At 35.4% G+C, this 12,385-nt stretch carries 15 protein-coding genes; 3 read left to right on the top strand and 12 right to left on the bottom strand.

Features of this window, described 5'->3' with window-relative positions; translation table 11 throughout:
* Positions 1 to 3: 3 nt before the first annotated feature.
* Both ACO05K_RS16005 and ACO05K_RS16000 read right to left on the bottom strand, forming a co-directional pair.
* On the bottom strand, positions 4 to 1,674 hold the full coding sequence (locus ACO05K_RS16005) for a glycoside hydrolase family 28 protein (RefSeq protein ID WP_421945433.1): 1,671 nt from the start codon (positions 1,672 to 1,674) through the stop codon (positions 4 to 6).
* 156 nt (positions 1,675 to 1,830) lie between these two features.
* A complete protein-coding gene (locus tag ACO05K_RS16000) occupies positions 1,831 to 2,787 on the bottom strand; it encodes a pectinesterase family protein (protein ID WP_421945432.1) in 957 nt (318 codons plus the stop codon).
* A gap of 242 nt (positions 2,788 to 3,029) precedes the next feature.
* Between ACO05K_RS16000 and ACO05K_RS15995 the strand changes: the two genes are divergently transcribed.
* Together ACO05K_RS15995 and ACO05K_RS15990 are read left to right on the top strand one after the other, a co-directional pair.
* A complete protein-coding gene (locus ACO05K_RS15995; RefSeq protein WP_421945431.1) occupies positions 3,030 to 4,658 on the top strand; it encodes a glycoside hydrolase 43 family protein in 1,629 nt (542 codons plus the stop codon).
* A gap of 3 nt (positions 4,659 to 4,661) precedes the next feature.
* A complete protein-coding gene (locus tag ACO05K_RS15990) occupies positions 4,662 to 5,453 on the top strand; it encodes a rhamnogalacturonan acetylesterase (protein ID WP_421945430.1) in 792 nt (263 codons plus the stop codon).
* 45 nt (positions 5,454 to 5,498) lie between these two features.
* Here the strand turns inward: ACO05K_RS15990 and ACO05K_RS15985 are convergent, their stop codons facing one another.
* Positions 5,499 to 5,933, bottom strand: a complete 435-nt coding sequence (locus ACO05K_RS15985) for a carboxymuconolactone decarboxylase family protein (protein WP_421945429.1) — start codon at positions 5,931 to 5,933, stop codon at positions 5,499 to 5,501.
* A gap of 153 nt (positions 5,934 to 6,086) precedes the next feature.
* Between ACO05K_RS15985 and ACO05K_RS15980 the strand changes: the two genes are divergently transcribed.
* Positions 6,087 to 7,019: a hydrogen peroxide-inducible genes activator gene (locus tag ACO05K_RS15980; protein WP_421945428.1), complete on the top strand. Its 933-nt coding sequence runs from the start codon at positions 6,087 to 6,089 to the stop codon at positions 7,017 to 7,019.
* A 1-nt stretch (position 7,020) separates the two neighbouring features.
* On the opposite strand, the gene ACO05K_RS15975 is transcribed toward ACO05K_RS15980, so the two are convergent.
* The 9 genes from ACO05K_RS15975 to ACO05K_RS15935 all read right to left on the bottom strand — a co-directional run bounded on the left by ACO05K_RS15975 (position 7,021) and on the right by ACO05K_RS15935 (position 12,356).
* Positions 7,021 to 7,257, bottom strand: a complete 237-nt coding sequence (locus ACO05K_RS15975; RefSeq protein WP_421945427.1) for a hypothetical protein — start codon at positions 7,255 to 7,257, stop codon at positions 7,021 to 7,023.
* Between the two features lie 8 nt (positions 7,258 to 7,265).
* Complete coding sequence (locus tag ACO05K_RS15970) at positions 7,266 to 7,706, bottom strand: hypothetical protein (protein ID WP_421945426.1); 441 nt, start codon at positions 7,704 to 7,706, stop codon at positions 7,266 to 7,268.
* A 91-nt stretch (positions 7,707 to 7,797) separates the two neighbouring features.
* Complete coding sequence (locus ACO05K_RS15965; RefSeq protein ID WP_421945425.1) at positions 7,798 to 8,406, bottom strand: superoxide dismutase; 609 nt, start codon at positions 8,404 to 8,406, stop codon at positions 7,798 to 7,800.
* Between the two features lie 148 nt (positions 8,407 to 8,554).
* A complete protein-coding gene (locus tag ACO05K_RS15960) occupies positions 8,555 to 9,022 on the bottom strand; it encodes a nucleoside deaminase (protein WP_421945424.1) in 468 nt (155 codons plus the stop codon).
* Positions 9,023 to 9,028: 6 nt separating this feature from the next.
* A complete protein-coding gene (locus tag ACO05K_RS15955; protein ID WP_421945423.1) occupies positions 9,029 to 9,364 on the bottom strand; it encodes a tRNA-binding protein in 336 nt (111 codons plus the stop codon).
* An 87-nt stretch (positions 9,365 to 9,451) separates the two neighbouring features.
* Positions 9,452 to 9,829, bottom strand: a complete 378-nt coding sequence (locus tag ACO05K_RS15950; RefSeq protein ID WP_421945422.1) for a hypothetical protein — start codon at positions 9,827 to 9,829, stop codon at positions 9,452 to 9,454.
* Between the two features lie 2 nt (positions 9,830 to 9,831).
* On the bottom strand, positions 9,832 to 11,064 hold the full coding sequence (locus ACO05K_RS15945; RefSeq protein WP_421945421.1) for an ABC transporter permease: 1,233 nt from the start codon (positions 11,062 to 11,064) through the stop codon (positions 9,832 to 9,834).
* 57 nt (positions 11,065 to 11,121) lie between these two features.
* A complete protein-coding gene (locus tag ACO05K_RS15940) occupies positions 11,122 to 11,760 on the bottom strand; it encodes an MBL fold metallo-hydrolase (protein ID WP_421945420.1) in 639 nt (212 codons plus the stop codon).
* A gap of 11 nt (positions 11,761 to 11,771) precedes the next feature.
* Positions 11,772 to 12,356 carry a gliding motility lipoprotein GldD gene (locus ACO05K_RS15935; RefSeq protein WP_421945419.1) on the bottom strand — a complete coding sequence of 195 codons (585 nt, stop codon included), beginning with the start codon at positions 12,354 to 12,356 and terminating at the stop codon, positions 11,772 to 11,774.
* Positions 12,357 to 12,385: the final 29 nt, after the last annotated feature.

Here is a 12,385-nt window from a genome sequence, read left to right as displayed (position 1 = left end):
AAATTATTTAGAAATTTCTAATACCGATTTATTTACTTCTTCGCCAAAGGTTGATGTTTTCTTTGCTTTTGATACATCCGTTCCGTTTACTTTAACAGCTTTGGTTTTTTCTCCGTTGATGTTGAATAAAAGTTCAGCGCCGTTTTTATATTGCAATCCGCTAATGTTTACATTGCTTGCATTTTGGATATATATAATCGGATTTGTATCTGCAGTGATAACATTTACATTTTTTAAAGAAATGCCTGTTGCTTCGATGATTTCGATACCTTTTTTAGCTTGAATGGTTACATTCTCCAAATAGATATCTTTAATATTCATTTCAGGTAATCCTCTAAAAAATATTGCTTTTTCAGCACCATTTGCCACAACATTTTTGATGTACATATTTTTAAATTGTGGCGTAGCCTCTGTTACGGGAACGGTTACAGTTTTAATCGCTTCGCGTTTTTCGCCAGCAAGCACAATTGGGTCTTGCGCAGCATAATACATATCGAAAAGAATTGCTTCGCCCGGAATATCAATCATGTTAATTCTATCAACATAAATATTTTCTACAACGCCACCTCGTCCGCGGGCTGTTTTAAAGCGTAAACCAATATCGGTACCAATAAACGAGCAATCGTAAACCCAAATGTTTTTAGCACCTCCACTCATTTCGCTGCCAATTACAAAGCCACCGTGGGCATGGTAAACAACATTATTTCTAATAATTACATTTTCTGTCGGCACACCACGTTTGCGGCCTGCTTCATCTCTACCAGATTTAATACAGATGCCGTCATCACCAACATCAAAAGTGCTGCCTTCAATCAGTACGTTTTTGCAAGATTCTACATCAACACCATCACCATTTTGAGCAAACCATGGATTTTTAACTTGTAGATTTCTCAAAGTCAAATCTTCGCAAAGCAGTGGATGCAGGTTCCATGCAGGTGAATTTTGAAAAGTAACGCCTTCTAAAAGAATCTTTTTGCAGTTTGTTAATACCAATAAATTTGGACGAAGAAAATCTTTAATGTCTTCGTAATCGGCGGCTGTTTTGCCTGGCACAATTACTCCCGCATTTTTAGTCTTAGAGCCTTTAACCGTTTTCTCTGAGGGATACCATAGTTTTCCATCATCACTAACCGAACCACCTGATGAGGTAAGGTTTTTCCATTGAGACTCTGTTAACTTATCTTTTTTAACCATTCGCCAAGCACCACCGTTTCCATCGATAATTCCGGTTCCTGTAATTGCAATGTTTTCCAGGTTGGTACCTGATATCGGGCTTTGGTTTCTCCAGGCAGGCTGCCCTTCCCAGTTTCCCTGAACCAGTTTATATTGATTAAAATCTGCCGTAAACTGCAAAATTGCATCACGTTTTATGTGTAAGTTAACGTTGCTTTTTAGTTCAATTGGGCCTGTTAACCATAAGCCAGAGGGAATTAAAACCACGCCGCCACCTTTTTGGTTCATTGCCGAAATCGCCTTGTTAATGCTTTGTGTATTTAAGGTAACGCCATCGCCTTTGGCACCAAAATTTGCAATGCTTATTGTATCTTTTTTAAACTTAACTTGTTGGATGGTTGGTAACTTTTGATTTTGAGCTCCTGCTATGCTTGCAGAAAACAAAATGGCTGTAAATAATAGCCCTTTAAATTGGTTCAGACGACCAGAATTATGTTTCATTAGTTGCTCAGTTAAAATATACTTGGTTGTTAATAAACAAGTGTACGGTGTTTACTGCTAAAATCGAAGAGAAATCTATGCAATCGTTGCCAAAGAAAATGGCATAAAGGCAGTGTTGATTAGTATTAAGTGTCTGTAAATAAGAGATTTGTTGTTTTATTTGGCCTCCGGTATCCATCCTCGGAAAACGTTTTCCAAAGTATATAACTCAAATTCTTGTTGGGTTAATTGATGCGCCCATTTTACTCTTGAGTTCGATTTTGAGCCTGCTCCGCTATTATTGTACTCAGCATAATAAGCAGTTTTTTCATTACTATCTTTGCCCCAGTTGTTCCAGCCTTCGGGTTTAATAACTGCTGATAATTCACAATTTAAGAAAGCCACTTTTGCATACGGACGCCACGGACGGCCTAAGTAAAAGCTGTTATTCGGAGCATCTCCAATTATTTTGCATTTATTAAAAACGTGGCCAAATTTTGTTGTATCAGCGGTGGATGCGGCAGAAATATACCCTGCTTTTTTGCAAAATAAGGTGCAGTTTTCGAACCAGGCCGTTGCTGCTCCAAAAATATAATCTACGGTTCCTTCAATGTAGCAGTTTTTATAATACTGGCGATTATTACCTCCGTAGGTGTATAAAGTATCTTGAAAACCTAAAAAACGACAATTTATGAATGTAGATTTGTCGCCACCTGACCAAACAGCAACAGCCTGACCAACCGGGCCAGCAGAATTTTCAAACGTCAAATTTTCAGCAGAAAAACCTTCTCCATAAATATAAAAACTAGATGAGCCCGAAGTTCCTTTTTCCTCGCCGAAAACATTCTTTTTTTGAGCAAAATCATCATAGGTTAAAATCGTTTTTCTTAAATCTTCTCCAATAAATTTAACATTCTTCTTTGAGCCTGCCAGAATCAGCTTCTCTTTATATGTTCCTTTTTTTATGAAAATAACGGTTTGCTTGTTCCTAAAATCAGGCACCGCATTTATTGCCTCCTGAACAGTTTTGAAATTACCTGTTCCGTCGTTAGCTACTATATAATCCGGCTTAATTTCAACTGCACTAGCTGTAAAGCAAAAGATAGAAAGCAGTAGGGAAATGAGTAATTTCATACAATTTGGTTAGATAAAATTAAAATCGGCTGCATTTTTTGGTAAACCTCAAAAGCAGCCGAGTTCTAAAACTAAAATATGATGGACAATTTTAATCAATAAACTTAAAGCTAAAGAAGGTTTATCAAAATTTAAAGATGCAATCGATGTCGGGAACGATTGCATAACTTGAGTTGGTTTCAACTTAAAATTACGCTAACCTTGTTTAACCAAATATAAGTTTTAACTTTTTCTTCCCGCTAATGAAATCTCTTTTAAATACTATTTTCTGGACATTAATTAGTACCTCTTGTTTCGCACAACAGAATCAAAATATTTCTAAAGTTTGGGTTTCCGATCAAAGGAACGGAACATATAAAAACCCGGTTATTAATGCAGATTATTCTGACCCAGATGCAATTAGAGTTGGAGAAGATTTTTACATGGTTGCCTCAAGTTTCGATGCGGTTCCGGGCTTGCCTATATTACATTCGAAGGATTTGGTAAACTGGAAAATCGTAGCACATGCTTTATTGAGACAGCCGCCGTTTGAACATTTTGAAAAAACACAACATGGAAATGGCGTTTGGGCGCCTGCAATTAGATTCAGAAATGGGGAGTTTTATATTTACTACCCTGATCCCGACTTCGGTATTTACCTAACAAAAGCAAAAAGCGTTACCGGAGCTTGGTCTGAACCAAAATTAGTTGTTGCAGGTAAAGGCTTAATAGATCCTTGTCCGTTATGGGATGATGATGGAAAAACTTATCTCGCTTATGCCTACGCTGGTAGTCGTGCCGGAATTAAGAGTGTGTTAGCTGTTATGCCTTTAAATGCTGATGGAACAAAAGCTACTGGCAATGGACAAATAGTTTATGATGGGCACGAACTTGATCCAACTATTGAAGGGCCAAAAGCTTACAAACGGAATGGTTATTATTATCTTTTTGCTCCTGCAGGAGGTGTTTCAACTGGTTGGCAAGTAGTTTTAAGGAGTAAAAATATTTACGGGCCTTACGAACGGAAAGTCGTAATGCATCAAGGGAAATCTGTGATTAACGGTCCTCATCAAGGTGCTTGGGTTAATACTACTACTGGCGAGGATTGGTTTTTGCATTTTCAGGATAAGGATGCTTATGGTAGGGTTGTGCATTTGCAACCAATGAAATGGGTAAATAATTGGCCGATAATTGGTATTGATAATGATGGAGATGGAATTGGCGAGCCTGTGCTCTCATACAAAAAGCCAAATGTAGGGAAGGTTTATCCTGTTTTAACTCCAGCTGAAAGCGATGAGTTTTCTGAGCAAAAACTAGGTTTACAATGGCAGTGGCAGGCAAATCCGAAACCAACCTGGTTATTTACCGATGCTGTAAAAGGTGTGCTTAAATTGTATACGGCGAAAATACCTGAGGATTCTAAAAATTTGTGGGATGTACCTAATGTTTTGATGCAGAAATTTCCCGCTGATGAATTTCAGGTTACAACTAAACTCACATTTAAACCAAATCCTAAATTGGAAAATGAAAAAACTGGTTTAGTTATTATGGGCAGGAGTTATGCAAATCTATTAGTTGAAAGCAAAAAGAATGCATTGTTTTTAAGTATGGGCATTTGCGAAAATGCAGATAAAGGAAAAGAAGAGCAAACAACAGAAATTCTGAAATTAAAAACCCCAACTATTTATTTAAGGGTGAAAGTTTATGCTGGCGCTAAATGTAAATTTAGTTATAGTGAAGATGGGATTACATTTATAGATATTGATAAAGAATTTCAAGCGGTTGCCGGACAATGGATTGGTGCAAAAGTCGGGCTTTTCGCTACTCGAGATTCACAGACAAATGATTCGGGCGTTGCAGAATACGATTGGTTTAGGTTTGATAAAATTTAGAATATGAGTAGAAATTTGATTTTAACGGTAATTTTCTTTGTGGGTTTGATTCTTCAAGCTTTTATTTCAGTTAAAGAGCCAACCAAAATCTACTTAATTGGCGATTCTACAATGGCTGATTATTCTTTGGAGCCAAACTATCTTCAAAACAGGTACCCACTTACGGGTTGGGGTCAGGTTTTTCAGCAGTTTTTTAATCATAAAAATTTGAAAAAATTAAATAGTCTTATCGATAACGATACTGTTTTGGTTATAGATAAAGCCAAAGGAGGTAGGAGTACGAAAACTTTTCTGGCAGAAGGTAGATGGGAAGAAGTTACGAAAACACTTAAGAAAGATGATTTAGTTTTAATTCAGTTTGGGCATAATGATGCTGCCAAAGATAAACCGGAAAGATACATCGATACGGCTGGCTATAAAGATTTGCTTAGATTATATGTTGGAGAAACCCGCCTAAAAAAGGCAAAACCGATATTAATTACCCCAGTTACCAGGAATTATCCATGGAAAGATAATGTGTTAGGGAGTGCGCATGGAGATTACCCACAAGCCGTTAAAGATGTAGCTACTGAATTAAATGTTCCACTCATAGATTTAACAAAATTATCTGCTGAGTTTTTCACTAAAAAAGGTCGGGATTTTGTATCTAAAAACTACTTTATGAATTTGGATTCTGGTAAGTCCGCAGCTTATCCAAAAGGGCAGAAAGATAATACGCATTTTCAAACAGAAGGTGCAAAGCAAATTGCCGGATTGGTATTTGCTGAGCTTTTAAAAATTAACAAAAGGAAATAAATTTCACCTGTAGGCGCCATTAGGCGAAATTCATTTCTTCCAAATTTAGCCCACCATAGTTCTTGATGTTATTGCAATTCTATTCCATGCATTTATGGTTACAATTGCCATAATAATCTGAGCTAAGTAATTTTCATCAAATAATTTTGCTGCTTTATCAAAAGTCGCATCAGAAACGTGATTGGTAATTAAGGTTACTTCTTCTGTTAACGCAAGTATTGCTTGCTCTTCTTCAGTATACAAATTTGTTTCTTTCCAGGCGTTTAAAAGGTAAATGCGTTGTTCTGTTTCACCTAGTTTTCTTGCATCAACACTGTGCATGTTAAGGCAAAATGCACAACCATTAATTTGCGATGCACGCATTTTAATTAACTCCTTATGAGTTGGAGTTAACTGACTGCCAGCTAAGTATTTTTCTAATGCATACATTGCCTGATAAGCGGCTGGTTCTGTTTTTTGAATGTCGATTCTACTTTCCATTATTTTGTTTTTTTATGTTGATGTAAAGGTCTACATCTTGTGCGTTAAAAAACTTAATGTAGTTTAAGAAATCACTTTCAAGATTATTAACTCTGATAAGGAATCAAATAGTTTTAATTTATATATTTGAATAAATAAATTGTTTTTAACTATATGACTTTAGTTCAGCTAGAATACATTGTTGCGGTAGATACTTACAGAAGTTTTGTAACAGCAGCAGAAAAGTGCTTTGTTACTCAGCCCACATTGAGTATGCAGGTTCAGAAATTAGAGGAATTATTAAGCGTTAAAATTTTTGACCGGAGCAAGCAACCTGTAAGCCCAACAGAAATCGGCGCTCAAATTATAGCGCAGGCAAGAATTATTTTGCAAGAAAGTGGAAAGGTTAAGGAGCTAATTAACAGTCAGCAACAAGATGTTTTAGGCGAACTTAGAATTGGAGTTATACCTACTGTAGCACCATATTTATTGCCGGAAGTTATATCAGCTATGCTAGAAAAATACCCGGAATTAAAACTTCTGATTTGGGAATATACAACTGAAGATATTATTCATCACCTTAAAACCGGTGTTTTGGATTGTGGCATTTTAGCAACACCGCTTACCGATGCAAACATTACAGAAACACCATTGTATTATGAAACCTTTGTTAGTTACATCAGCAAAAACAGTAAGCTGTACAAGAAAAAAGCAGTTGATTCTGAGGATTTGAATGATGAAAATATTTGGCTTTTGAATGAAGGTCACTGTATGCGTAATCAGGTGTTGAATATTTGCCGCTCTACCAAAAATAATCGGTTACAAGGTTTAGAATATAATACCGGAAGCGTTGAAACGCTTATACGGATGGTTGATTTGAATGGCGGCGCAACTTTGTTACCTGAATTGGCAATTGCTGAATTAAACGCAAAACAAACCGGGAAAATTAGATATTTTAAAACACCAGAGCCAGTACGTGAGATTAGTTTGGTAACGCACAAAAACTTTATTAAGAAAAGAATGCTTAATGCTTTAAAAGAAGAAATATTGGAAATTATACCAAAAGCGATGAAGCAAAAAAAGAAAAAAGATGTAGTTGGAATATAAATTACTCTGCTATTTTTTTATCTCTATCGCTTACATGGCTAGCTAATTTGTAGCTTTCCGGGTTTGGATTTTTATCCTCTGAAAAAATTAAAATAATTAGCGATATAATTGGGATCAGAAATGATATAAAGAACCAAAACCAAAAATTTCTTCCGGTTCTTTTGGCTAAAAAGCCAGCTAATAATTGTGGTGAAAGTAAAAGGCCGAGTATAACGGCGGCAAGTAAAATTTCAGGCATTTAAAACCTTAGTTCATTTTATCTGGCTTAGCTAAAAGAAGGCCATTAATGTCACCTTCAACTTCTTCTTCACCTTTTTTCTTCTTTTTATTAGATTTTCCACTCAAACGCTCTTCGATAATTTTATCGTATTGCTTTTGCTGGTCGCCTTTTAAAACATTACGAATGTTTTTAGTGGTTTCGTTTTGTAGCTTGTAGTATTTATCAGCGTCTTCCTCTCTTGAAGTTCCCGCTTGCTGACGTTTAATAAGATCTGCCTGTTCTTTAGCTTGTGTGTAAGTTAAGCTATAGATGATGCTTTTCTGAGTATCGTTTAGTTTTAGCTTTTTATCTAAATCCTCCACATTTTTCTTTGCAATCTCAGTTGGTGTTGGCATTTTATTTTGTTGCGCATTTGCTAATGTGCTGATGCCTATAACCATTAAGAATAAAAATATTATCTTTTTCATGTCTGCTAAAATATATGCGAAGTTATCAATTAATAAGAAAGCCTGCAAGTTGTGTTTGCAGGCTTTCAGTATTTTAACGAAAAAGCGTTGCTTAGATTGCTTTCTTGTAAAGTTCTGCAACAGCATCCCAGTTAACAGCATTCCAAATTGCAGCTAAATAATCAGGACGTTTGTTTTGATATTTTAAGTAGTAAGCATGCTCCCAAACATCGATACCGAAAATTGGCGTGCCTTTTACTTCAGCAACATCCATTAATGGGTTATCTTGGTTTGGAGTAGATGAAACTTGAAGTTTTTTATCAGCACCAACTGATAACCAAGCCCAACCAGAACCGAAACGAGTTGCACCAGCTTCTTGTAATTTAGTTTTAAGTTCTGCAAAAGAACCAAAAGCTGCATTGATAGCTTTAGCTAATTCGCCTGTTGGCTCACCACCTTTATTTGGACCTAAAACGTTCCAAAATAAAGAGTGATTGTAGTGACCACCACCATTGTTTCTAACTGCAGCAGGATATTTTGAAATGTTTTTGATAATATCTTCGATGCTAGAATTTGCCTCAGGTTTACCTTCTAACGCTTTGTTTAAGTTAGTAACGTAAGCTTGGTGATGTTTATCATGGTGGATTTCCATGGTAGTTTTATCAATATGCGGTTCTAGAGCATCGGTTGCGTAATGTAACGCAGGTAATTCAAAAGCCATAATATTATATGTTTAAGTTTAAAAATGTTTCTTGAAGCAAATATAACATTCGAAGGTTAAGTTTTGTTCATGTAATTATCATCAATTAAATTGTTTGAATGTTAAATGATTGTAAAGTTCGAATGTTATTGCTTTTGAATAGATGAATCTACCTTTTCTTTTTAAAAAAATCTGCCATCAGTTTGCTGCATTCATCAGCTAAAACGCCACCTTTTAATTTTGTTTTGGGATGTAAAAGGTTCACTTCTTTTGATAAAAATCCTCTTTTTTCTTCGCGAGCGCCATACACAATTCTACTGATTTGAGTCCAGTAGCTTGCACCAGCACACATTACACAAGGTTCGATGGTTACGTACAGCGTACAATTTGTTAGGTACTTGCCGCCTATGGTTTGCGATGCTGAGGTAAAAGCTTGCATTTCTGCGTGTGCCGTAACATCGTTAAAACGTTCCGTTAAATTATAACCTCTGCCAATAATTCTATTTTTACTCACTACTATTGCACCAATAGGAATTTCGTTATCAGCTAATGCTTTTTGAGCTTCAGCAAGCGCAAGTTTCATATAATGAATGTCTTCAGCTTCGGGATTGCTATCTTCAAAATTGTAAAAACTCATACTCGGTTAAATCAGTTTACTTCCATTAGGAACGGTTTGCTGTGTTGTGCTTAAAACAATTTCTCCTTGTTCATTAGCAAAACCTGTAACTAAAAACTCAGACATAAATTTACCAATTTGTTTTTTAGGGAAGTTTATTACACCAATAATCTGCTTTCCAGGTAATTCTTCTTTTGTGTATAATTTAGTGATTTGTGCACTGCTGGTTTTAATGCCAAATGGACCAAAATCTACCTTTAATTTGTAAGCAGGTTTTCTGGCTTCCGGGAAATCAAAAACCTCAAGTATTGTTCCTGCTCTTAATTCTACTTTTTCAAAATCGTTCCAGCTAATATCTTCCATATATCAAGTTTGTAAATTATCGAGTGTATTTATGTAAAAATAAAAAAGGCCTTTGTTAAGGCCTAAAAATATTATTAATTGCTGAAATTATTGGGCACAAGGTCCATCTGGAATTTCTTTGCTGATTTTTATAACTTTTGTAACTACCAATGTCGAATCAAAATCTGCAGCAACTGTTGCGGTATCAGATTTTGTGAAATAGCCTTGAAGTTCTACATAAACCGGTTCGTACGGTTTTTCGAAATTAAGGTTGCTGTAAGATAGCTCAAGATTTTTAACGCTATCTAAAACCCAATACTCACGGTTATCCTCACATAAAGTAAATGATTTCATTTCCGGGCCAAAGCTGTACAAACCCTTAACTGTCTTAGTATTACTTTCCTCTGGTTTTTCAGCTCTGTTACAAGCGGTAATGGCCACACCTAAAAGTATAACAAATACTATTGCTTGTTTAAATAACTTCATTTTTATATTGTTTGATTAATTTGATCTATCTTCTTTACGCTTAAATTTGATGACAAAGCAGATGCCAAAAATGAGAAAATCCCTACAGTTACAAAAACTAAAATAAAATCTTTCCACTTAAGGCCTATAGGATAAGAACTTAAAAGTGTGTCGCTGCCTTCGCCCATCTTTATTAAACCAAAATTATGCTGTAGAAGATAAAATATCACTCCAATTAAAAGCCCCAGTACACAACCCGACATCGTAATCATCATTCCTTCGAAAAGGAAGATTCTTTTTATCAGCTTTTTGCTCGCTCCAAGGCTGCTTAATATTGCTATGTCTTTAACTTTATCAATCACTAACATAGTTAATGAACCAATTATATTAAATATAGCAATTATTAATATGAATGTTAAAATAATATAAACTGCCCACTTTTCAGTATTTAAAATGTGATAAACCGAGCGATTCTGTTCCGCCTGGTTTCTAACTTCGAAGGCAGCTCCGGCATTATCAGCAACTTCATTTTTAAATTTCTCTACATCAACACCTGGTTTCAGGTTAATTTCTATTGAAGAAACATTTTGCGCCTCACCCAGCAATTCGCGGGCAAAATCTAATGGAACGATGATACCATTATCAAATTCTTGCTGAACTTCAAACACGCCGCTTACGCGAATGCTTTTGGTAATAAAATCTTCGGTTGGATTTAGGCTGTTAACTTTAATGTCTTTCTTGGGTGAAAAAATTTGAAGTTCGGTAAAGGGATCAACTGTATTAACGGCCAAATAACTTTGCAGAGCATTACCAATAACAGAACTATAACCACTTCGATTGCTTAATGTAAATCGACCTTCTTTAATCGTGCTATCTAATTTTTTATTCTTTAAAAAATCCGATCCAACGCCTTTAACCATTCCTACTGCCTGTTTGTTATTGTATTTCAATAGGGCGTTCTCTTGCAAAACCTCGGTAAAAGAATAAACATTTTTATCCTTTTTAAGCTGATTAAAATATTCAGTATCAGGATTAAAAGTTTTTCCTTTAGTTGGTGTAATTGCTATTTCTGGCGTAAGCGTATTAAACATGTTTAAAATGGTAACTTCTAAGCCATTAAAAACAGAAAGGATTATAATTAGCGCGGCACTCCCTACCATAACACCAACCATCGATATACCCGAAATCAGGTTAATCGCATTAGTCGATTTTTTGGCAAACAAATATCGTTTGGCTATGTATAAGGGCGTGTTCACAGATTAAATATAATGTTTAGCTTTTTATTTCAAATTTCTTGTCTGAAGAATAGACATCTAAAAAAAGGGATTGTTTTGTTTTTCAAATCCAATTGTTGTAGAAGGGCCATGTCCCGGGTAAACTTTGCAGTCGTTTGGTAATATAAATAGCTTTGTTTTGATGTTATCAATCAGCTGTTGATGATTGCCTCCAGGTAAATCAGTTCTGCCAATACTTTGATAGAATAGTACATCTCCACCAATTAAAAAATTATCAGCTGTGCTGTAAAAACATAGATGCGCAGGTGAATGGCCTGGAGCGAAAATTAACTCAAGACTGCTATTACCAAAATTTACAGTCCCGGTTTCACCTAAATAAGTATCTGGCTCTGGAGATAATTCGTAATGCGTAAATCCCATTTGTGGCGCATAACTGGGTACAGCTTGCAAAACCTGTAATTCTCCTTTGTTAAACTGAGGCTTTAACCCCCATGTATCGAAAACAAATTTATTACCAAAAATATGGTCTAAATGGCAATGCGTATTTAAAAGTGAAATCGGTTTTAAATTATTTTCTTTAACAAATGAAACCAATTCATTTTGCTCAAAACCCTCGTACATTCCTGGGTCGATAATTACGCATTCGTTGGTTTCATCAAAAAGCACATAAGTATTTTCGCCGTAAGCGTTAAACGTAAATATTTTTATTTTAATCATGATTTATCTTTCTAATTTTTCCATTTAAAGGTCGAAATCATTTTATCAATATCCTTTTTGATAAACTTAACAACTGGTTCGATGGAGTCGTATTGTGGGCGTTCATTAAAATAAAGCGCACCTCTGAAATAATGTTTGGCGCTATCAGTTAAAAAGAATTGTACAGAAGAGGCTGTATTGCCTTCTATCGCATAATAAATTCCATAAACTTTCCGCTCAGGATAATGGATAAGCTTCTGGTCGATTGCACTTGCTTTTATAGTATGTTTAAAAGCTAATTTTCTGGCATCTTCAACCATTTCATCGTAAATAGTTTTATTAGCGATGTCATAATAAGTTAAATGTAAGTAGCCATTAAATTGATTGAAATGCAAGTTGTACCAAAATTTCTTTCCTTTCTTATCATCGTTTTCCATCTTAGCGTAAACAGGATAATCAAAGCTGAAAGGCGCATTGCTATTAAAAACCTGATATTTTTTCTCGGGATAAACAATTCGAAAATAACCTCTTGGCTTCGGACTATAATCGTTGTTTTGGCAGGCCGTAATAAATAAAAGTAGTATTATCGGTAGAAAAAATGGGTTTTTGAAATTCATATCCTGCTTTAAATTTTATTAAACGTTTT

Origin of the sequence: Pedobacter sp. (assembly GCF_965227205.1) — a bacterium.
Lineage (GTDB): Bacteria > Bacteroidota > Bacteroidia > Sphingobacteriales > Sphingobacteriaceae > Pedobacter.
The sequence above is the reverse complement of the archived record's forward strand: the minus strand, read 5'-3'. Positions and strand labels throughout refer to the sequence as shown.